The organism is Streptomyces sp. NBC_00271, from assembly GCF_036178845.1.
GTDB lineage: Bacteria > Actinomycetota > Actinomycetes > Streptomycetales > Streptomycetaceae > Streptomyces.
Genome location: NZ_CP108070.1, coordinates 10,481,351 through 10,503,019, shown reverse-complemented (window position 1 = coordinate 10,503,019; position 21,669 = coordinate 10,481,351). Strand labels below are relative to the sequence as shown.

The window sequence follows — 21,669 nt, the reverse complement described above, 5'->3', positions numbered from 1 at the left end:
ACTGGAGCGCGACGTCCCCGACAGACTCCGGGAGCGCGGCAGAGCAGGGACGTGTCTCGATCGGAGGGGCACGGCCCGAACGTGATCGGGCCGGACCTGCGGCCTGGGCGGGGCCTGCGAGCCGACCGCGGCTGTGGCCCGTCCGTCGAGGACGGCCGGGGGTCGCCGAGCGACCCCGGGGAGGCATCACGGCTGCCGGGTCAGCCGGTGAGGTTGCGGGTGTAGAAGGAGAAGCGGGCCAGTTTGGGGCACCACTGCTGGTACACGGCGGTATCCATGATCACGGGCCGGCCGGTGGTCATCTGCTCGATCAGGTCGGCCGCTTGGGCTTGGCTCCTGCGGGGACATCGGCGGGGAGGTCGCGCAGTGCTTCGGTGATCTTGCTGGTGGGGGGGTGCCTCCAGGATGTGCCGGAAGACGGTGGCTGCCTGGTCCGGGCTGCCCACGAGCAGGGCCAGCAGAATCTGGACGACCTGGTGCTCGCCTCGAATCGCTTCCGTTCCCACGAAGGCGGCCAGGTCGCCCGGATCGACCCCGATGCGTGCCGGGCGGTAGAGGTTGACCAGCTTCTTGGCCGCCCTGGGAGTACGGGTCAGGCCGCCCATCTGGGACATGAACGCAATCTCCGCCTCCTCGAGCTGCAGTTGGACGGGGGTGGGGTCGGCGTCGGGGCCTGGCATCAGGTCGCCGACCGGCTCCGGTGCGGGGACGGAGGCGGTCCGCGGTGTCGGTGCTTCGGGCTCCTGCGCATCCGGCAGGCCCCCGGCGTCCGCAGGCTGTGCCGGGCCTTCGGGGCCGGGGATGTCGGGGTTGATCAGCAGCGCGCGGATGAGGCGTGCGGCCTTCTCCCGGTGGTCGGCGGGACCGCAAAGGGGATCTGGAAAATCTTGTCCAGGTAGTCGAGCGCCGTGGCGGTGTCCTTCCTGTGTGTCGGCCCAACCGGACGTGCTGTCGCGCGAGGTGAACAGTTCCCGGTCGTGGTGCTCGAGCGATGTGAGGAGCCAGCGCGGGTCGAACGCCACGACCACGACGAACAGCGGCAGCGCTAGCATCAGATGCACGGCGGCCAGCACCTCCACCACGCGTGCAGGCGGACACCGGTCGAGGTCGTCGATGTAGAGGACGATGCGTTCCAGGGGCGGCGCCTGCCGGGAGTGGGCGCCGGCCCATTCGGCGCGGGCCTCACGCAGTCGCTCGTCGAGCTGGACCAAGTCGTGGTGGACCGTACCCAACAGTCCCCGGTAGGGGTGTGACCGAGATACGCGCCAAAGGGGCAACGGGATGATCTTGAAGCCCTGATCCGCTCGGATATACGTGCGGCGACGTGCAGCGGGGTCGCGTTCGGCGACGTGCCGGGCGACCGAGTCGACGCCGGGGCGGGCGTACCGCTCCAGGGAGCGGACGGAGGCGTGGCGGGAGCGGGCCAGCAGCATCGGGGTCGAGGTGCCGTCCTCCGCGTCGTGCGTCAGGGCACTGTGACGTAGTCGGTGAAGCGTCCAGCCGTCCAGATCCTCGATGTCGTCGGGTGAGGCGAGGGGGTTGGCCAGCAGCCGGGTGTTCTCCTCGAAGATCTCCTCAGCGCGGCGGTAGGAGAGCCGGGCCCGGCGGGTCTCCGGGCACACGTCGAGCGTCGGTGTTCCGGCCGGGGCCTTGCGGTCGGTGAGGAACAGCGGGCCGCGGGTGCGGCGGGCCATGAGTCGGGGCAGCAGCTGGGCGGTGCCGGACTGCCAGTGAATCCACTCGGTCGCCCCGCCCTTGGCGGTGATCTTCCCCCGCTTGTCCTGCGGGTAGAGGTCTTCCACGTTGAGGCACAACACCTCGTCGGTCCGTGCGGCGGACTCGTAGAGCATCTTCCACTGCGTCTTCTCCCGCAGCGCGACGTCGAGGCGCCACAGGGCGGCGATCTGCTTCTCCGCGAGAGCCTTGGTGCGGTCCGGCGGTGCCGGCCGCCGCTCGATTCCGATCGTGGGATCGCCTTCGATCCAGCCCTGGCGCTGCCACCAGCCGATCGCCTTGCGCGCGATGGACAGCTCCCGGTTGACGGTGTCGGCGTCCATCTCGTCCGCCCGCGCCGCCGCCAGCTCGGCCAGGAGCTCCGGCAGCGCCGGGTCGTCGATCGCGGTGACGGGGAAGACGGGCGGCTTCGCGCCCCGGCGGGCGGGTCCGGTCGGCGCGAGTTCGCCGGCGAGCATCCATCCCCACGTCGTCAGCGAGATCCGGTAGATACGCGCGGAGGACTTCGCGATGCCCGCGCCGGTGAGGTAGCGCTCGACCGCCGCGGTGTACGACGCGGGCGGGCCGGACAGAGGTACGACCCGAGCGCGCGGCAACCGAAGTGCGCCCCCACTCCCGAGTTCGGTCACCGGTTCGATTGTCACGCTGCCCCACCCTTCCGGTACTGCCGCAGTAAATGCGCACATCTCGCCCCGACGGCCGGAATGGCTCGCCGCAGGTCGCGGTGATCACGGCAGGGGCTCCGTCGCAGTAAATCCGGCATTTACTGCGGCACCACCCTGACGGTCCGCCAATGAACGAAAGTCCGATAAGCCGCTCTTGAAGTGGAACAACTGCTACCGCTATCCGCCGCACCGCCGCCCCTCGCGCCGATCGCAGACCTGAGCGTTACGCAGCGCTACACGCCACCTGGCCGTAGCTATACGAGAACAGGGCCGAGACTTCGCCCCCACCCCCATGCCATGAGCGACTGGCCGCAGGAAACAACGGAGCAGCCGTTACCGCTAAGCGCTTGATCTTGGTCGTCTAGCAAAGCGGTTCGCGCTTACGAAGGGGACCGGACCGGCCTGTTCAGGCGGTTGCCCTACCTGGCGCTGTCCTCGTATAACTGCGGCGAACGGACATGTGGCTCTGCGTTGCGGCGGATCCTTGTGAGCGGCCGTCTGTCTGCAGATCCAGTTCAGGGGATGGACCTGACCACGCCCGGCGAGCAGTTGTACGTTAGCGCGTTGTCGAATGCCGCCGGGGACTCGCTGTCCGAGCCGTATCGGTTGCGGAACCAGATGTCGCTCTCGCCCTCGAGCTGGAAGTCGTAGCGAAGCGCCATCTGCAGGATGATCGAGACACCGCGCTGGCGGAGGTCCCCCATGTTCGCCGTGAACCTCAGGGTCGGGGCCCAGCCGCCGACACGGTGGGCATTCGCCTGGCCTACCGGAGGTTCGTCTTGGAGAGAGAAGATGTTGGTCTGCGACGAGTCCCCCGTCAACCGCTCGCCGGAGCTGAGCACGAGGGTCGCCTCGTGGGTCTCCCAGCACTTCGACCACTTGTCGTCCGCGGCAAAGAGCCGGTTGTAGTAACCGGTCCAGCCAGAGACAAAGCCGTCTACTTCCGCAAGGGAGTTGACCTCGAAGGTCGTCCGGTTCGTGTTCTCCATGCGCTCGGGCGGGAGGGTGAACGTCACCCCGAGGCCCACCGAGCCATTGAAGAGTTCGTCGCTGCTGTAGTTGACGTGTCCCCAGATCCGAAAAGGATCCTGAGTGTTGTCGTAGTTCATCTTCGGGGAGAACAGGAACCCGGACCGCGCGACCCTCCACAGTTCGCCCATGTTCGGGGGCTGCGTTGGCGCTACCACCACCTTTTCCGGGGGAGGTAGGGGATGGTAGGACGCGCCTCCCGGCCCCAAGAGGCTGCCTAGCGGGTATTCGTACCCGAGACCATCAGTTTTTTCCAGCGGCACCAAGCCATGCGTGGGCCACGCAGTGCCCTTGAGTCTTTCGAGCTCAGGCATGATCCGCTCTCTATGAGCGCGACCACGCTCCTCCAGATCCGAGATCGAGGACAGCAGCACCTCGCGGGTCTCCTTGGCGAGCGACTTCCGGAACTCTGTGAGAGCGCCGTAGCCCTCCGGCGTTCTATCGGCTGCGATGGAGGCGTTGAGGGCGTCGATCGTCGCTCTTTCCTCCTCGGTGACCTGTATCCGGCCGTTGTACACGGTTTTGACGGCCTGGCTCGCTGAGCTCATCGATGTCCCTTCCGGATCCCGCCGGATCTGGCGACCGGATCTGGCGACTCAAGGAAAATGGCGCTTAAAAATGACCATATAGGGCCAAATCTGGACCAGCCACCCAGCGGATGTGTCGCGCCTGCCCGGCGTACTCGCACAGAGCTGTCACACAGCGCCACGCGTCCCTTCGCCGTAGCTATACGAGAACAGGGCCTCCTACGAAGAGCTGGGCACCAAGCTGATCGCCGCCGAAGCGGGAGTCTCGGTGGGCGTGCTCTACCGGTACTTTGCCGACAAGGAAGCAATCGTCGCCTCCCTGGTTCACCGCTGGTTCCAGATGGACGTGCAGATTGCCGAGCGGATCACTGAGGAGCCCTTGCCCCAGCGCTCGCAGGAGCTGCTGGAGAAACTGCTCAGCGCCTACGCGGACCGCTTCCGCATGGAGCCCGGCTACCGGCGCGTCTGGTACCACGGGCCACGTATCGCCGCGCTGCGCGCGGATGGCCGGCAGACGGACCAGGCGATCGCTGAGCGGGTACACAAGGCACTCGTCCGCGGTTACGCGATGCCCGACACCGAGCAATTCCGGCGACGCGCTCGACTCGCCGTGGAAGTCGGGGGCAACCTGCTCGACCTTGCCTTCCGCGAGAGCGCCGAAGGCGACCCCGAGATCCTCGCCGACGCCGCGCTCATGATGGACCGCTACCTGTTCGCACCGTCCACCGACTCAGGGTCTCCAGGAACCGGGTGAAGCTGCGGCAGAACCCCTTCGGTGGACTGTCAGGCGGCCTGACCGAGAACAGCAACGGTCAGGCCCTGCTCACGCAGCGGGGCGAAGTCGACGTCCAGCTTCGGGTCGTACGCCTCGGGCTGAATTCCGAGCTCGTGGGTGCTGTACTCGCCGAGACGACGCTCAACATCACCACCAACGACACTGCACCGGCTGGACGTCACGTCGCCGAGGTGCCAGGCCGATCAGGGACTCGACGATCTCCCGCTCGGCGAGCCGGACCGGGCGACGCGGACATCCTCGTCGTCATGGGCACCGGCTACGACGTCACTCCGGCGCTGGCGCAACCACGATCTGGTCCGCGAGTTCCACGACCGGCTCCGCTGCGGACAGGGTTCCGCCGATCCGGCATCATCACCCGACCGAGTAGCGATTCCCCCGGCTCCGCGCCTTCACTGGTTCGTCGTCAACCGTTTTACTCGGCTGCCCTGTTGCGTATGGCGCTGCTGGCATCTCCCCGAACGAGTGAGTTCGGCGGTTCTCAAGCGCTTGGTGGGGCGTCTTGCCTAGGCTGCGGCGGCATGGAGGAGCGGCAGCTGGCGGCCGTTCGGCGGCGATGGGTGCGGGAGAGTGCGGGTGGACGGCAATAGCAAGCTGGTACGGGATCGGATCCCCGAGATCATCCGGTCTTCAGGCGCGGAGCCGGTCGTCTATACCGCCGGGTTGGTGGAATACCGGCGGCGGCTGCGGGACAAGCTCGGTGAGGAGGTCACCGAGTTCCTTGCCGCAGACGAGACGAAGGCGCCGGAAGAACTCGCGGACGTCCTGGAGGTCGTGCAGGCGCTCGCGACCGAGCTGGGAATCGATCCGGCACAGCTGGAGAAAATCCGTGCAGCTAAGGCGAGGGAGAGGGGCGGCTTCGCTGACCGGATCATTTGGACGGGTAACCGCTGACCAGCCGGTCGCCGAGGGGGCTCGGTGGCATACGGCTCCGCGCGGCGCGGCTGAGGGTGTTCAGCATCCTGCCTCATGTCTGCGGCTTGAATAGCACCGTGTGGCACACACCGGGCAGCGGCAGTACCGGGGTGTCGGCAGCGGGGACGAGTCCGGCCTTCCGTGCGAGCGCGATGATCTCGTCGGCGTCGATGCCTCGTTGGAAGGTGCCTTTGCTCTTGCTGGACCAGAAGCCGTCGTGGTGAGCGGTCCAGCCGCCGTCGGCAGCGGCTTTGGCGATCTCTTCGGCAGAGCGGGTGACGACCACGATATGGCCGCCGGGGCGGGTGAACGAGGCGGCGTCTTTGAGGGCCTGAATCCGCTGCCAGGGGTCGGGCAGCACGTTGAGGACGAACGCTGAGGTCACCAGGTCGAACCCGGTCCTCTCCGGCCGGGGCCAGCCGAAGGCGTCATGCGGGTCGAAGCCGTCGGCGTCCAGGCCGGTCGAGCGGTAGTGGGCCACGTCCGCGCCCCGGCCGCAGCCGTGGTCCAGGAGGCTTCTGACTCCGAGCGGGCCGGTCAGATGGCGGGTGACCGCCTGGGATGCTGGAGACGGAGTCTGGCGGCTCATGGCCGTTTTGTGGGGCTGGTACTCCCTCTTGGCGGAGGAAGTGGGGCCGTCGCTGATGAGTTCGTTCAGGGAGAACAGCACGTCGTGGGGTTCGGCGTTGTCCAAGGTGACTGGCACGTCGATCAGCAGGGCGGAGTGGTCGGTGAATGCCTGCGGGCCGGTTCGTACGGACGTGTCTGCGGTGACCGTGGTCGCCAGGGTCAGGTGGTCGCTGAGCAGGGCGAGGTCGCAGCGGAAGCGGCTGAGCTGGTTGGAGACGAGCCGTTCGAAGGTGAAGGCGGGTGGCTGGTCGGCGGTGGTGTCGGTCAGGCCGGCCGTCTGTATCAGGCTACGGAGGTGGCCGCGTTCGGTTTCGGTGGTGAAGGAGCTGGTCTCTTCGCCGAACAGGCCGTCCTCGGGGCGAGGAGCGAGGTTGAAGTCTCCGCAAATCAGGAGTGGGCGGTCGTTCTCGGCGGCGGCCAGCACGGTCAATTCGGCCAGCTGGGCGGTTCGGGAGGCTGCCGTATACGCGTTGAGGTGCACTTGATAGACGGCCAGCCAGTCCAGTTCGATCCGCAGGAGCCATGGCTTGGGTGAAGTGACCTGAGGCGGGGCGAGGTTTTCGCTGATCCAGGCGGCGAGGTGTCCGTCGCCGCCGGCGAAGGTGAAGCCGGGCAGCGTGGGCGGCGTGCGGTCGACGGGTTTGAAGGGTTCCTGGGCGAGCATGGCGTGGACGCGGTGCTCGCGTAGCCAGGAGGCGAGACGGGAGCGGGCGCTTGTGGCGCCGAGGCGCTTGTTGAGGTTGACCGAGGCCAGCAGCATCGAGGGTCCTCCAGGTTCACAGGGGCAGGGGCCTGCCGGAGGCGGCCTCGTCACGGAAGGCGTTCCACAGGATGTTCAGTGGGTGGGAGGCGTCGTAGGTCTCGCGTTCGCCCTTGCGGGCAAAGACGCCGGAGACCAGTTGGAGCATGGGGTCGAAGTCGTCGGCGAAATCGATCAGTCGGAAGTCGTCGCTGGTGGGCAGGCGCCCGTCCACGGCGGCCTGGCCGATGGAGCGGGCGCAGAGCATGCAGCCGTAGGTCATGCGGGATCTGAGCAGAGCGAGCCCGTAGTAGATGTCGTCGATCTCGGCGGCGAGCTGCAGTTGGGACCGGAAGTCGGGGCCGTACCAGCGTTCGACGAAGTCGGTGATGACGCCACGGGAGGGGATGATCAGAGGGAGAGTCCGCAGCCGGGCCACGCCGACGGTCTTGGCGGCCAGTTCGCGCACGGGAAGGTTGGTGAGCAGGGCCAGGCCCTCGCGATGCCATTCGAGGAAGTCGTAGTCGGGGGCAACCTGTTCTTCGGTTGTCTCGGCTGCTAGGCCTCCGCACAGCAGGTCGACCTGGTTGGAGTCCAGCCGGGACCAGAAGTCACGGGTGCGTACGTGCACGACCTTCAGTTCGATCTCCCGTTCCAGCAGTTGCGGGGCGACACGTTCCCATACCCGGCCAAGGAAGCCGAGGGTGAACTCGGTGGTGCCGATCGTCAGCGTTGAGCCAAGCCTGCGGCGGGAGTCGGCGACGCCCTGGAGCCATTCGGCGAAGGTGATTCTGGCCCGCTCGACGACCTCCAGCCCGGTGGGAGTGAACAGGAAGTCCTTGCCGCGGCCCTGTTTGACCACCAGTAGCTCGCCCGTAAGGGACTGGAAGTTGCGGTTGAGGATGTCGAGTTGCTTCTGCACGCTGGACTGCTCTCGGCCGAGGACTCTCGCCGCGGCCAGCGCGGTCCCGGCTTCCTGGACGATGATCAGCGTCCTCATCTGATCCCAGGTCAGGTCCAGCAGGTCCGGCGAACACGACAGCAGATCGGCGCGGAACCACTCGGGCCCTGGGATCCTCAACGGGCCTCCGGATGGCAGTGACGTCACCATCGCCTCTCCCTCCCTGACGCGTCCTCATCCAGCCTGCACTGTCCGCGCGGCCAGCAGAGCTGAACTTCTCCGCATTTCACCCCAAGAAAACCTTTAAATGCCCGATCGGACATATGGATATTCCGAGCTGGCCCAGAGAACATTCCAGCAGACGCCTTCGATCCGAAGGTGGCGAAAATCGTCGCTGCTGATTCCGGGGGTGAGCCATGCTTTCAGCCGAGTCGATCACCTCGCTGATGGGCCAGGGCGCGTTGGAGTGGCGAGGCCAGCTGCGGGACGACGGGCTGTTGCTGACGCTGGGATCGCCGTTGCAGCCGCTGGCGGCGCCGAGTTCGGGAGTGGTCGACCTGGCCGACCAGTCCAGCATCGACGGCCTCTACGGCGATCCGCTCGCCGAGTGGGTGAGTTACGAGCTGACGCCCGGGGAGATGCTGCTGGGAGCCGTCGAGGAGCCGCTGCGGTTCGGTGCCGGGCTGATGGGCATGATCGGCGGGCTGAGCCACCTGGCCCGCGTCGGACTCGCCGTCCACGTCACGAGCCCGTTCGTGCTGCCCGGCTGGAACGGGCACCTGACACTGGAGCTGGTCAACACCGGCCCGGCCGTCCTGCGGCTGCACCACGGCATGCCCCTGGCCCGCCTGCTCGTCTTCGCGCTTGACGGGGCCTGCGCCGCCGACACCGCATCCCACCCCTTCTACGGCCGCCAGGCCGACCTGAAGAGCCGCTACGCCGAGGAGTTTTCCATCGGCCCGTTCCGGAGGTGACCCATGGACTGCCAGTTCTGCACCGAATTCACCGCGTGCGAGACCACGACCCGGATCATCACCGAGACCGCCGGTGGCTGGGTCCTGCTGCCCACCATCGGCGCCCTCGCCGCCGGCTACTGCCTGTTCATGCCGCTTGAGCACCTGGATGCCGCCGCCGAGCTCACCTCCGCCGATCTGTCCGCGGTCGCCGCCGAGGCGGAGCGGATGCGCACGGTGATCGAGGCCCGCTACGGCCCGGTGATCCTGGCCGAGCACGGGCCGCGCGACTGCGAGTTGGGCGCCTCCTGCTGCAGCCACTGCCACCTGCACCTGATACCCGTCCCCGACCCGGATGCTGTCCTCGCCGCCTACGAGAAGACCGGCGGTACCGGGCGACGGATCACCTCCCTGGCTGATCTGCCGACGGTCGCGGACGGCTCCTACCTCTATCTGTCGCCCCGACCCGGCCAGCACTACTACTGGCCTTCGGCCGGCTTCGCCCGCCAGTTCGTCCGCCGCGTCTGCGCCGACCAGCTCGGCCTTGGCGAATTCTTCGACTGGCGCGACCATCCCTTCGCCCACAACCGTGAGCGCACGTTCAGCGAACTGTCCGCCGATCTGCGGCTCGCAGCCGCCTGAACCGGGAGGGGAAACACTCCGATGGCGACAGCCTTACCTCTGCCGTTACATGCGCTCAGCACGAGTGAGCTCACGGCGGCCGCCAAGGACCGGCGCTGGCCGAAGTGGCAGACCATGGCCCTGCTGCACTCCCTGAAGCTGCCCGTCCTCAACGCCTGCCTGATCCCGCCCGGCCAGAGCACCGCTTCCGTCCCCGTCGCCGCCCACGCTCTCGCCGCCGCCACTGGAACCGAACGGCTGATGATCCGCTCCGACGGAGGCGTGGAAAAGAAGCAGTACTACCGCGGCGGCAACACCTTTCCCCTCGATGAAGTCCCGCCCCGTGCCGCCGGACTGCTGGCCGACGGCCGCGCCGTGATTCTGGCCGAGCCCACCAACCGCTTCACCAACCGGCTCACCGTCCTGGTCCGCATGGACCGGCCCGCCCGCGGGTACCCCGGCTCGCTCACCCTGGAAGCCCTCGGCCCCGGCTACGACGTCGCCGACCTCACCCGCGGCCAGATCCCGCCGCAGGTCACCGCCCACCTCGACGACGCCGACTGGAACCGCTACCAGCCGCCCCGCTGGCACGAATGGAAGATCACCGGCGACCGCTGCCCCGGAGGCGAGGACGCCCGACGGCACCGCCGTCTTGAGCGGCTGGCCGCCCAACCCCTGAGCGACAGCGGCCACCTTCACGGCGCGGCCGGCGCCGAGCACGCCGAGGCATGGCTACGCGAGCGCGGCTTCCTCCAGCTGTTCAGGCCCCAGCCCACCCGCGAGGCCCTGGCGAGGCGCATCCGCCGCCTGTTCGACGACGCCTTCCTCCTCGCCCGCGCCCACCCGAACCAGAACTGGCACTGCCTGGCCACCGCGTTCTCCGTCCTCGACGAGCCCCGCACCATCTACTGGGACCTGGTCGACGGCGAACGCAAGTACGCCGCGATCAACCCGGCCGCCGCGCGGAACGAGGAGCGAGCCGCGTGACCACCAAGCCGATCTACCTCGATCACCAGGCCACCACCCCGCTGGACGAGCGGGTCCTGAAGGCGATGCTGCCGTTCCTCACCAGCGAGTACGGCAACCCCTCCAGCCCGCACGCCTACGGCCGCACCGCCGCGCAGGCCGTCCGCACCGCCCGCCGACACGTCGGCCGCCTGGTCGGCGCCCAGAACGAGACAGAGATCGTCTTCACCTCCGGCGCCACCGAGGCCAACCACCTCGCCATCCTTGGTGCTGCCCTGGCCGCCCGGCCCCACGGCGGACACGTCGTCACCACCGCAATCGAACACAAGGCCGTCCTGGCCGCCTGCCAGCTGCTGGCCGACCACCACGGCTACACCGTCACACGCGTCGGCGTCGACCTCCACGGCCGCGTCCACCCCGACGACATTGCCGCCTCCCTCACGCCGCACACCGTGCTCGTCTCCGTGATGCACGCCAACAATGAGATCGGCACCCTCCAGCGGCTGGCCGCCATCTGTGAGATCACGCGCCCACGCGGCATCCTTCTGCATACCGACGCCGCGCAAAGCGCCGGCTGCGGCCTGCTCGACGTCAACGAACTAGGCGTCGGCCTCGCTTCCCTGTCCGCACACAAACTGCACGGCCCCAAGGGGATCGGCGCCCTCTACGTTCGCGCCGGCACCCGCATCACCGCCCAGCAGACCGGCGGCGGTCAGGAACGCGGGCTGCGCGCCGGCACCCCCAACGTCCCCGCCATCGTCGGCTTCGGCGCCGCCGCCCACCTCATCACCAGCGCCCCCGCCCCGCCCCCGCCCCGCATCCGCGCCCTGCGCGATCGGCTCCAAACCCGCCTCCTGACCACCATCCCTACCGCCAGCGTCAACGGTCACCCCGACCAGCGGCTGCCCGGGAACCTCAGCCTCACCATCCCTGGCATCGAAGCCGCCGACCTGCTCGACCGTCTCCCGGGCATCGCGGCATCCACTGGCTCGGCCTGCACCACCGGAAGCGGTGAACCCTCCCACGTCCTCACCGCCATCGGCCTTACCCGCGGCCAGGCCCGCGCCACCCTCCGGCTCAGCATCGGCCGCACCACCACAGCAAGAGACGTCGATCAAGCCGCCGAGCTCATCACCAGCGCGGCCTGCACCTTCGCGGACTACGCGTAACAATGTCAGTGGCTCCTGATACAGCTGGGGTTGTGCAACGTCATTTGAGCTCATTGCCGTTGGCCGGTGTCGCAGGCTGGCGCGTCCCCTACGGTCGGGCGGGACGCGTGATGGAGGAGGACGAGTTGCCGGCCGTCGCCGGTGTCCGGTGGCGCAGGAAGCCGTTGCGGTTCTTGCGCAGGTGGCGTGGCTGTCGGCGGGGTCTTGCCGGTGGCGTGAATCTGCGCGGGAACAAGGGGCGTTGGCCGGTGCACCCGTGAATGCGCGTGTGGAGGCTGTGCTGTGCAATCCCTGCGAGAGGACCGAATGGAGAACTGGCATGCGTGACGGGGGACTTGCGCCGGGGTGGGTGTGGGTTCGTCTGGCGGACGTGTTGAGCGAACCGTTGGCGAACGGTCGGTCCGTGCGGACGAGGAAAGGGGGTCTTCCCGTTCTGCGGCTGACTGCCCTCACGCCACGGGGTGTCGACTTCTGCGAGGTGAAGGGCAGTGCATGGGCGTGGGAGGCGGTCGCTCCCTTTCTCGTTTCTGAGGGTGATTTTCTCGTGAGTCGCACGAACGGGTCGCGAACTCGGGTCGGACGAGGTGCCCTCGTGGGGTGTGTCCCCGCGCCGACGGCTTTCCCAGGCACCATGATTCGTGTTCGAGTGCACCCGGAGCTGATGTCTGCCGCATACCTGGCGCACGTCTGGGAATCGCCCGTCGTGCGACAGTTCCTGGAAGAGAATGCCGTGCGTACGGTCACCGGCATCCACACAGTCGGCCAGGAGGTCCTACGAGGTATCCGCTTCCCGCTGCCACCGCTCGCAGAGCAGCATCGCATTGTCGAAAGGCTGGAGAAGCACCTCTCTCGGCTGGAGGTCGGCCGACGTGCCGTCGAGCGCGTCATCGAGCGTGCGCCGGAGCTTCGTGGAGCCATTCGCCATACCGCAACGTCGGGAGATCATCCATCCGCGGGCGGCTGCGACGGTTGGAGGCGGGGAGCACTCCGCGACGTGCTCGAGCGGGTCGAGGCCGGTCGATCCATCCGCTGCGACCCTCGTCCGGCCGGGGACGCCGAATGGGGAATGATCAAAGCCAGTGCCATGACGTACGGAGAGTTCCGCGCCGATGAGCAGAAGGCCGTCCCGTCACGGACGAAGGTCGATCCGCGGCACGAGATCAAGCGGAACGACATCTTGGTGAGCCGCGCCAACACCGCCGCTCATGTGGGTGCCACGGTTCTTGTCGGGGACTGTCGTCAGAGGTTGCTGCTCAGTGACAAGAGTCTTCGTCTCGTTCCGCTGGCCGGAGTCGACAGGCAGTGGCTGGTCCAGGTTCTGTCGTCGCCGGGTGTGCGTGAGCAGATTTCGTCCAGGGCCACCGGGACCATCAGCTCCATGCGCAACATTTCGCAGCGCAATTTGATGGACATTCGCATCCTCATCCCACCGGCCCGGGAACAGTCCGGCATCGGCAAGTCGATCAGGGCTCAGTTGGAACGCATCGACCGACTGGCCGAGCAGCTGGCGGCGTCGCTCGATCGGTCGGACCGTCTACGAGAGTCTCTCCTGCAGGCGGCTTTCGCCGGCCGGCTCGTGTCTCAGGACCCGACTGACGAACCGGCCGGGATCCCGCTCGCGCGGCTGCGGGCCGAGCGGGAAGCTCGGGAGTGTTCGAGTCGGCCGGCCCCCCGTCCTCGCAGAGCAGCACGCGCCAGGGTGTCCTTGGCGACCGCCCCTGCCGTTCAACTGGAGTTCGAGCTGTGACAGACGCGTTCATGCCGCAGGCAAACGGTCGGGCCAATCCTGTGTCTGGTGCGTTGTGGAGGTGTTTCTGCGTTCTTCGTGACGGCGGTTTGTCCCCTCTCGAGTGTGTCGAGCAACTCACGTACCTGCTTTTCCTCAGGGAGGCCGACAGGGTTGCGCGCAGTGCCCGCGCGGCGGGCAGCGACTCCGCCGTCCTGCCGGTCGGTCGCGACTGGAGCTCACTGGCCGGCAGGAGTGGCCCGGACCTCGAGTTCCACTACCGTGAGCTCCTTTCCGAGCTCGCCGGGAGGTCTCCGAAGACCCTTGTGGGCGCTGTCTTTGCGGGGGCCCAGTACCGCATCCCCGGCCCCGCTGTGCTGCAGGGGGTGATCGTCGACCTGAGCCTCGACGACGGGATGCGACCCAATGCGGGGCTCACGGCCCAGGCCTACAGGGGCCTGCTGGACAGGTGCGCGGAGGACGTCCAAAGCGGTGCGGGGCAGTACGTGACGCCCCATCCGCTCGTCGAGGCGATGATCGAGGTGGTGCAGCCACGGCCGTCCGACACCATCACCGATCCGGCCTGTGGCACCGGTGGTTTCCTTGTCGCCGCACACCGCTACATCTGTGAGCATCACCTTCAGGACCTCTCCGTGGAAGGGATGCGAAGGCTTCACTCGCCCAGCAGCATCTGGGGACAGGAGATGGTCGCCAGCACCGGCCGTCTGGCCGCGATGAACATGCTGCTGCACGGCACCGGGTCCGCCGAAGGCCCCTCGCCCATCACGGTGGGCGACGCTCTCGCCCGTCCACCGAGCCGGCAGGCCTCCGTCGTCCTTGCGCACCCGCCCTTCGGAACACGCACCCCCGACACGGGTGACCGGGCCGCAACGGGTCACACGCCCCATCAGCGCGACGACTTCCCGGTGACCACCACCCACCAGCAGATCAATTTCCTTCAACACGTCATGTCGCTGATGCAGTTGAACGGCCGTGCTGCTGTCGTCCTTCCGGACAACGTCCTGTTCGCGAGCCAGGAATACGCCGTGGTGCGCCGCCGTCTGCTCGAAGACTTCGATCTGCACACGATTTTGCGGCTGCCGACCGGCATCTTCTACGCCACCGGAGTCAGGGCGAATGTTCTGTTCTTCGACAGGAGGCCGCCTCGCGCGGACGGCGGTGCGGGCACCTCGAAGTTGTGGATCTACGACCTGCGCACCCACCAGCAGTTCTCGCCGAAGCACACTCCACTGCGCCGGGCGGATCTGGAGGATTTCGTCGAAGCGTACCGACCGGGCAGGCCACGTACGGACCGGGAGGAGACGGAACGCTTCCGCTGCTTCGACTACTCCGAAGTGATCGCTCGTGAGCGGACGAATCTCGACATCTCCTGGGCGCAGGACTCGACGCCCCATTCCCCGGAGAGTCTGTTGCCGCCCGAGGTGATCGCCGCTGAGATCATCGAGGATCTTCAGACTGCTCTGCGCGAGTTCGCTGCTGTCGCCGAGGCCCTGGACGAGGCGACCTCGGCCGAGACAGACAGGAGGCAGCAGGAATCCGGGTGACCGTGCTCGGGCGGTGTCACGTCGGGAGGACACGTGGTGTCCCGGCAGCGAGAGGAGGCGGGCGGCGTCTGCCGGCCGCTCTTGGGGGCGGTTCGGGTGTGTCGCTCCGTGCTGCCCTCGGAGGCAACACGGTTGATGTGCACAGGACTTGATGCAGGGCGTCCGACTTCCGCGGAGTATGATCGATACGCAGTCCCATGTCGTCCGATGGCAGTCGAGTCGGGCCAGTTGAGGCTGCACACGATCTCAGCGTCTCCCCCAGCGTGGTTTCTGGTGGAGCTTTGGAGCGGAGTTTTCATGGCCCACACCGGCTACATCTATGTCCCGGCGCCCTCACGTAGCAATCTCGCCATCGGAATCGACCGCGGCGTGTGGGGATGGCGTTCCGCAGCTCTCGCCAAGGGTGGTGCGCGCGAGGCCGTTCGCTCACTGCGCAAGGGCGACTTCCTGATCCTGGGCCACAAGGGACCCAACAGCCGTGTCCAGCCGGGTGGATGGGCCGAGGCGACGCTACGGCGGGTTGTCGTCGCGCAGGTCACTCGACCGCTGTATCGCGATGACGAGCCCGTGTGGCCCGATGCTGCGTATCCCGAACGCCTGGGCATCGACGTCCTTGACGAGGAAGAACACGTGTCGGGCGTGGCTCTGGGCGCAGAGGCCATGGAGTGTCTGAGGCTGTCCGCGAACAAGCAGGGTGCCGCCGTTCTCCTACCGGGCGCTGCTCCCGTCGCCCGGCTGGTTGCTGAACTCCCGCCGGCCGACGGCAGCGTCGGACACGAGGGGCAGACGAACGCCGTCGCCCAGGTTCTGGTCCGTCGCGAGCAGGCCAAGCTGCGCAGGAGGATGCTGGGGAGCGCCGAGCAAGCTGCCTGCACGCTGTGCGGGCGGGTCTTGCCGGTGCGTTTCATCCGGGCTGCGCACATCAAGCGTCGCGCGGACGCCTCCGGTGCAGAGCGACTGCTGATGGCTAACGTCATGCCTGTCTGCCTGCTGGGTTGTGACGAGCTGTTCGAGCATGGCCACATTTATGTCACCGCTGAAGGGATCGTCGCCCGTCGCACCAAGTCCGGCGACACTCCGGACCTGGACGGCGCGGTGGCGGCGTTGGTGGGGCGCAGCGTTGCGGATTCCGGCGGTCATCGGGCGCCCTTCTTTGCCTGGCACCGCAGCCACGTGGCCTGCTGAGCCGCTGTGTTCGCAGCCTGTCCCGGCGTGGTGCAGGCACGCCGGGACAGGCAGCACCGTCGGCGCGACTGTCATGGATGCTCGGCGGGGAACGTGGAGCCGTCGAGCGCGCGAGGTCGAGGCGGGTGCGGACGGTCGAAAGCCGTGCTTGGCCGAACTACTGATGCAGGCCAGTGGTCGGTCGGGGGCGGCCGGGTGCTGGGGGCTTGTGACGTGGATGGGGCAAGGAGATCGGTCATGAGCGAGCATGACGTCATGCTCAACGAACTCGCCCGAGAGCTACCCCCGATGCCCCAGGACATCGAGCGGTATGACACCCCTCAAACCGCGAGCGCAGTCCAAGACAGTGCTGTTGCTGCGTCGCGACTGCATCCAGGCGCGCCATCACGGAAGACGGTCTGGGAGCATCCGCAGGGCCAGGCTCCGCCCGACGAACGCCGCCCCGTGGTCAAGGACCTCGGGGGTCCAACCATGAGGGCTGGGACAGGGTCAGCGGCAAGGCTCTGACGCGCCAGTTGCAGGTGGACCCGGACTGTGCTGGGGCTGATGCACGATTGTTTCTCACCCTCTTTGAGGTGCGTGCCGGGGCTCACAGCCAGCGAATCCTTCGCCGCTTTCGAGCCACCAGACTGCAGACCCGCAGGCACTCTCACTCTATGTGCGCCATACACAACCAACTTGCAGGACAGCAGGACAGCAGGACATGCCCTGCCCGTCGGCAAGGTACTCAAGCCTGCATCAGTCCATCTGTATGACTACAGATAGGAGACGTACAGCTGTCTCAACAACATTGAGACCTCACAGTGGCAGAAACCGAGAACTCACAGGGGCGGCTCGCCGGTGACGGTCTGCTTGGAACGCAGGTCCGCAACCTCGTCCAGGACCGCCATGATCTCAGTGTGGTTGGCTTTCGCTGCCTTCAGGTGTGCCCCCAAGGCGATGAGGGCGTCGGCCAGTTCCGGCTCGTAGGTCTGGGGATCGTTCAGCGCCAGGTGGCGGTAGTCGTCGACGGCCGCAGCCGAGGCGGCTACGGCTTCGGCAAGGCGGCCCGTCTCGGAGTTGCGCAGCCCAAAATTGTAGCGTGCCATGGCCTGTTCGGGACGCACGCGGGCCTGGACCTCGGCGGGAAGCGCCTCATACATCTGGACGACTTCCTCAGTGACGGACAGGGCCTCGTGTCGACGGCCAAGCGCAGCGAGCAACACCGAGTATTGGTTCAGGGTGCGGGCTAGCGTCGGGGTTGCGGTGGTTCCCGACTGCGTGGCCATCAGCCGCTCGACGGCAATGGCCTCGGCGCACACGGCCTGTGCCGCATCGAGGTGTCCGACCGGTTGCAGGAGGCTGGAGACGACCAGCAGGGCGTGCCCTGCTTCGGGCAGGGGCATCGCGGGCTGGTCCGCCACGTTGAGAGCGCGCAGCACTGAGGCGAGGCCGTCGACACAGCTCTCCAGTATGCGCACCGCGGCAATGTACAGCAGGCCCACCATGCGGAGCCACGGCGCGCGGTCAGTGCTCATCATGGCACGGTGCAGGCATGCCGCCCTGGACGCGGCCGTAATCGCCTCGTGGTCCAGAGACGCCTCAAGGTGTGCGACGGCCAGCTGCTCAAGCAGTCTGGTCAACCCCTGGGCGATTGCGCTGTCCATGGCGGCAGGGTTGTCGAGATACAACTCGGATGCCTTCACAGCATCCGCGAGTGCGTCCTCCACTCGTCCGTTGTTCGCCCGGAGACCGACCCTGGTGGCCAACGAGTTGGCCAGGCTAGGCGTGTGTGCGTCCGGGTCGTCGGCCGCCAGTTCGCTGCGCAGCGCGACTGCCTCGTCGATCGCCTCGAGCGCCTCGGCCTGAAGATCCGCCTGGACGAGACGGTTAGACAGGTTGTGCACCAGTCTGGCGAGGTGCGGGGTGTGTTCCGCCGCGTCGGTGGCAGCCTGGCTGCGGATGATCTCGACGGCCTCTCGGGTGAGGTCGAGTGCTTCTTCGAATAGTCCTGTCCCTGCCAGGGCCTGTGCCAGACGATTCAGGCCCTCGGCGAACTCCGTCTCGCCTCCCTGCTGCGGATCGTCGATGCCAGCCCGGCGTAGCGCTCGGCAGGTCGCCAGGGTCTGCTGTAGCAGCGGCAGGTCGCGGGTGTCGCCGCGCGGCCGTTCGGTCAGCACGCCCAGCAACCGGTGCAGCGAGGTGAGGTGTCCTGCCCGGTGGCGTTGGTCGGTGTCGGCCAGTGCGGCCAGTCGTTCGGTGCTGGTGCGTGCCTGCGTGACGGCCTCGTCCAGGCGTTCGGCCCGCGCCAGGCACCGCGCCGCGCGGTATTCCGCCTCTGCCAGCAGCTCACTGAAGCGGGCGGGATCGTGGGCCACGGGGGCACGAAGCCTGGTGATGAGGTGGTCAGCCCGAACGTGGCCCTCGTGGGGCCGATTCAGTGTCTCCAGCAGACCGATCCTGGCCAAGCCGAGGCCGGCCAATCTCTCCAGACCGTCTGGTTGCTCAGCGGCAGGGCCGTCGCTGAGGGTGTAGGCCTCGTCCGCAGCCTCGAGCGCCTCCGGGATTCGTCCCAGGGCGATCAGACGGCCGTGCAGCCGCGTCAGCGCTTGGACAAGGGCGGCGGGCTCGGCGTGGCCCCCTGCGTCCGCGTAGCGTCGCAGCACCTGGACCGACTGGCCCGCGGCGTCCAGGGCGGCCTTGTGGTCGCCGATGTCCGCGTATGTGTCGCACAGCAGCTGCCACCACAAGGACAGGCGCGGCAAATGGTGCGGCTCGTCGCGGACCGACAGCTCCTGCAGGACAGCACGTGCCTCGAACAGCAGGGGTGCGGTGCGGTCCGTCTGGCCGAGTGCGGCGTGGATGCCCGCCAGGCGGGTCAGAGCGACGGCCATGCCCTGGTGGTGGGCGTCGGGATCGTCGTCGGCGAGCCGGCGCAGCACTGCGACCGCTTCGAGAGCCATGGGGAGCACGGACGGCCCCTCGCCGGTCACGGCGAGGCAATTGGCCAGGTCCACCGTCGTACGGGCAAGGCGAGCCTGATAGAGAGGGTGGCGTCGGCTGTGCTGATGGTGCTGCACCAGTGTGTCCAGACAGTCCTGGGCCTCGCGGAGATGACCGAGGGCCTCTTGGTGGCGAACACGCTTGGCCAGCAGGGTGCCCAAGTTGTACACCACCATGCTGCGCAGCGAGACGTCGTCCTCATCGTCGGAGTCGGCGTAGTCGGCGCTGAGCGCTGCGGCCTGCTGCAGCACGGTGAGGGCCTTCGTCTCCCCACCCGACTCCAGATGGGCGGCGCCGAGATTGTTGAGTCCCAGCACCAGCGGAAATCGCACCGCCTCCTCCACCACGGGCAGGCGGCGGCAGAGAGTGACGGCGCGCTGGGTGGTTTGCGCTCCAAGGTCGTGGCGACCGGCGTCCGTCTGCCGTTTGCCAAGGCCGACGAGCCCGTTCACGAGGCGGGACATCCACCTGTCCGGGTCGCTGGGCAGCTTCAACTCACAGACCTGGACGTAGAGTTCGGCGCTGCGCACGGCGAACGACAGTAGGGCGGTAGTCTCCTGCGGCACGGCGTTCAGGATCTCGCCCAGCAACTCGAAGGGTTGATCGTCTTCCATCAGCCGGATCACAGGGTTCAGGAGCACGGCGGGCGACGGGCTACGCGTGGCGACGGTCACAGCGTCAGGGGCCAGCCGAGGAATCTTCAGAAGCAGTACCTCGGTGCCGGCGGCCACGTCCGGGCGGTGCTGGGCGGCTCGTGCCAGGACGGTCAGGGCGTTGGTGCTTTGGTCTGTGGAGGCCTCGTGCAGCAGGGCAGGCACCAGGCGGGGGCGTTGGGTCATGACGCTGGCAACGAGGTACTCACCGAGCCGGTCCGGCTGCAGTGAGCCCCAGAAGCGACGGGTGGTCGGATACAAGCTGCGCAGCCACCACGCAATGGTGGGCCGGTCGTGCACCGGCAGATCCAGGGCCTGCAGCAGACGGCCCAGGAGGGCCACGCCCTCCTCCTCGTCGGCGGCGCCGCACAGGACCGCTGCCGCCACGGCCCACCTTTGAGCGTTGCCCGTCAAAGGCACCGCCTGGACCTCAGCGGTGCCTCTCCAGTACCGGGCTTCGTGATCAAGGATGACTTCTTCGGCGCTGAGCGGTTCACCGGACGCCTTGATGTGCGGGCTGTCGACGGCGCCGAGGAGTGCTGCCAGTGCGGCCATCTGCACGCCCAGCGGGGAGCCGTGGCGTTCCCCGTTCAGGTCGGGCGGGTGGGCCTGGTCGGGTGGGCGGTGCGCCCAGCCGCCGGGCAGACGCTCCAGGCCTAGTGCCAGGTCCCGCACGGCTCGTCGGAACGACGCCGTGCGTGCTTCGGGTTCGTCCTCCAGATCCGGCAGGCTGTCGATCTGCGTGCTGGCGAGGGCCTGCCCTACGTCGTGGGAGGTGGAGCGCAAGGTGTTCCACCAGTCGTCGGCCGACCGGGCGAGGAGAAGCAGCCTGATGCGGGCACGGGGTCGTCGGCTGTGGCGGACCAATTCGGCGATCTGGTTCGGCCGCATCTCGGCGTAGTCCGCCACGACCAGCAGTCTTCGTCCGCAGCCCTGCAGTCGCGTGAACATCTGCCGGTCCGCCATGCCGTCGCCGAACGACTCGCCCACAAATCCGACCACCCAGCCGTCCGCGCCCAGCTCCGCGGCCAGTTGCCGAGCCAGTCGGGACTTGCCCTGGCCGCCCGGCCCGATCACCAGGCGGGCGGAGAATCCGTCGCCCGCACACCAGTCGTGCAGACTCCTCAACTCCTGCTGGCGGCCGTGGAAGCCGACGACCTCGGAGTCGGCCCGCAACAACGAGGCCGGCGAAAGGGCCGGGCGACGGATCGGGGAGTCGAGCAGGCCAGCGAGTTCCGCCGGTTCGGCGAGCGGTTCGCTGCCGCTCGCTCGGTGCACCAGCGCACGGAAGCGGGGATCGTCGAGGATGGCGTCAACCGGCACGATGGTCAGTCGCTGTGCTCCGTAGCGCGGCGCCTCTTCGACGATCACACCCGTGACGAGATCACCGTCCGGGTGCGTCACGCGCACGGCCGATCCGGACATGCCGCCCCAGCGCAGGCCGTCCGGCCGGCGATCCGGAACGGGGCCGTCGAGGTCACCGCTCAGCATGCCTCGCACCCGGCCGGTGCCCAGATTCACCGTCAACCGGACCTGCTCACTATCGCGCCAGCCGTGCGCGCTCTCCTGCGCCCAGGGAAACCCGCTCGACTCCGCATGATTGCCGCTGCTCGTGCCGACAAAGACTCCCCACCGGGCCGGGGCGACTCGACCATGGTCTGCCTCGTGGACGATCTCGAGCACCGCCACGTCCAGATCGTCGGTGGCCCGCCATGCCAACCGGCACTGCCGGTCCCGGCCGTCGTGCAGCAGACGCACCCTCGGTCCGTCCAGCACGCGCCCGTCCTCGCCGCACACCACATGGGCGGCGGTCAGCACGAGTGACGGCGCAATCAGCCGGCCTGACCCCCGTGACACCCTCATGTCGTCGAGGTCCGCGAGCACCTCAACGTCCGCCTCGTCCATCACACCCCCGC

Annotated in this window: 15 protein-coding genes; 9 read left to right on the top strand and 6 right to left on the bottom strand. The window is 67.9% G+C overall.

From position 1 onward, the window contains the following. Positions 1 to 200: 200 nt before the first annotated feature. Both OG798_RS47815 and OG798_RS47810 read right to left on the bottom strand, forming a co-directional pair. Positions 201 to 2,378, bottom strand: coding sequence for a P-loop NTPase fold protein (locus OG798_RS47815; RefSeq protein WP_328759267.1), 2,178 nt, complete (start codon positions 2,376 to 2,378; stop codon positions 201 to 203). Between the two features lie 536 nt (positions 2,379 to 2,914). Next, complete coding sequence (locus OG798_RS47810; RefSeq protein ID WP_328759266.1) at positions 2,915 to 3,976, bottom strand: hypothetical protein; 1,062 nt, start codon at positions 3,974 to 3,976, stop codon at positions 2,915 to 2,917. Positions 3,977 to 4,184: 208 nt separating this feature from the next. Between OG798_RS47810 and OG798_RS47805 the strand changes: the two genes are divergently transcribed. Continuing rightward, on the top strand, positions 4,185 to 4,709 hold the full coding sequence (locus tag OG798_RS47805; RefSeq protein ID WP_328760173.1) for a TetR/AcrR family transcriptional regulator: 525 nt from the start codon (positions 4,185 to 4,187) through the stop codon (positions 4,707 to 4,709). 29 nt (positions 4,710 to 4,738) lie between these two features. Here the strand turns inward: OG798_RS47805 and OG798_RS47800 are convergent, their stop codons facing one another. Further along, positions 4,739 to 4,912, bottom strand: coding sequence for a hypothetical protein (locus tag OG798_RS47800; RefSeq protein WP_328759265.1), 174 nt, complete (start codon positions 4,910 to 4,912; stop codon positions 4,739 to 4,741). Between the two features lie 412 nt (positions 4,913 to 5,324). Between OG798_RS47800 and OG798_RS47795 the strand changes: the two genes are divergently transcribed. Then, entirely contained in the window at positions 5,325 to 5,642 is a 318-nt protein-coding gene (locus OG798_RS47795; RefSeq protein ID WP_328759264.1) for a nucleoside triphosphate pyrophosphohydrolase, read from the top strand. A 73-nt stretch (positions 5,643 to 5,715) separates the two neighbouring features. Here the strand turns inward: OG798_RS47795 and OG798_RS47790 are convergent, their stop codons facing one another. Both OG798_RS47790 and OG798_RS47785 read right to left on the bottom strand, forming a co-directional pair. Further along, positions 5,716 to 7,053: a methyltransferase domain-containing protein gene (locus OG798_RS47790; protein ID WP_328759263.1), complete on the bottom strand. Its 1,338-nt coding sequence runs from the start codon at positions 7,051 to 7,053 to the stop codon at positions 5,716 to 5,718. A gap of 16 nt (positions 7,054 to 7,069) precedes the next feature. Beyond that, positions 7,070 to 8,113, bottom strand: a complete 1,044-nt coding sequence (locus OG798_RS47785) for a LysR family transcriptional regulator (protein WP_328759262.1) — start codon at positions 8,111 to 8,113, stop codon at positions 7,070 to 7,072. A gap of 236 nt (positions 8,114 to 8,349) precedes the next feature. On the opposite strand from OG798_RS47785, the gene OG798_RS47780 reads away from it, so the two are divergent. The 7 genes from OG798_RS47780 (at position 8,350) to OG798_RS47750 (ending at position 16,118) form a co-directional block, all read left to right on the top strand. After that, a complete protein-coding gene (locus tag OG798_RS47780) occupies positions 8,350 to 8,907 on the top strand; it encodes a dCTP deaminase (RefSeq protein WP_328759261.1) in 558 nt (185 codons plus the stop codon). A gap of 3 nt (positions 8,908 to 8,910) precedes the next feature. Then, positions 8,911 to 9,528: a hypothetical protein gene (locus tag OG798_RS47775; protein WP_328759260.1), complete on the top strand. Its 618-nt coding sequence runs from the start codon at positions 8,911 to 8,913 to the stop codon at positions 9,526 to 9,528. 21 nt (positions 9,529 to 9,549) lie between these two features. Next, on the top strand, positions 9,550 to 10,494 hold the full coding sequence (locus OG798_RS47770; RefSeq protein ID WP_328759259.1) for a hypothetical protein: 945 nt from the start codon (positions 9,550 to 9,552) through the stop codon (positions 10,492 to 10,494). Beyond that, positions 10,491 to 11,642 carry a cysteine desulfurase family protein gene (locus OG798_RS47765; protein ID WP_328759258.1) on the top strand — a complete coding sequence of 384 codons (1,152 nt, stop codon included), beginning with the start codon at positions 10,491 to 10,493 and terminating at the stop codon, positions 11,640 to 11,642. Before OG798_RS47770 ends, OG798_RS47765 begins: the two co-directional genes overlap by 4 nt. A gap of 646 nt (positions 11,643 to 12,288) precedes the next feature. After that, entirely contained in the window at positions 12,289 to 13,389 is a 1,101-nt protein-coding gene (locus tag OG798_RS47760) for a hypothetical protein (protein WP_328759257.1), read from the top strand. Further along, entirely contained in the window at positions 13,293 to 14,933 is a 1,641-nt protein-coding gene (locus OG798_RS47755) for an HsdM family class I SAM-dependent methyltransferase (RefSeq protein ID WP_328759256.1), read from the top strand. The genes OG798_RS47760 and OG798_RS47755 overlap by 97 nt, the downstream gene beginning before the upstream one ends. Before the next feature lie 297 nt (positions 14,934 to 15,230). Continuing rightward, the gene (locus tag OG798_RS47750) at positions 15,231 to 16,118 is read left to right on the top strand and encodes a hypothetical protein (RefSeq protein WP_328759255.1); all 888 of its coding nucleotides are present in this window, start codon (positions 15,231 to 15,233) and stop codon (positions 16,116 to 16,118) included. An 821-nt stretch (positions 16,119 to 16,939) separates the two neighbouring features. Here OG798_RS47750 and OG798_RS47745 read toward each other — a convergent pair. Further along, a complete protein-coding gene (locus tag OG798_RS47745) occupies positions 16,940 to 21,658 on the bottom strand; it encodes a trypsin-like peptidase domain-containing protein (protein WP_328759254.1) in 4,719 nt (1,572 codons plus the stop codon). Between the last annotated feature and the right edge of the window lie 11 nt (positions 21,659 to 21,669).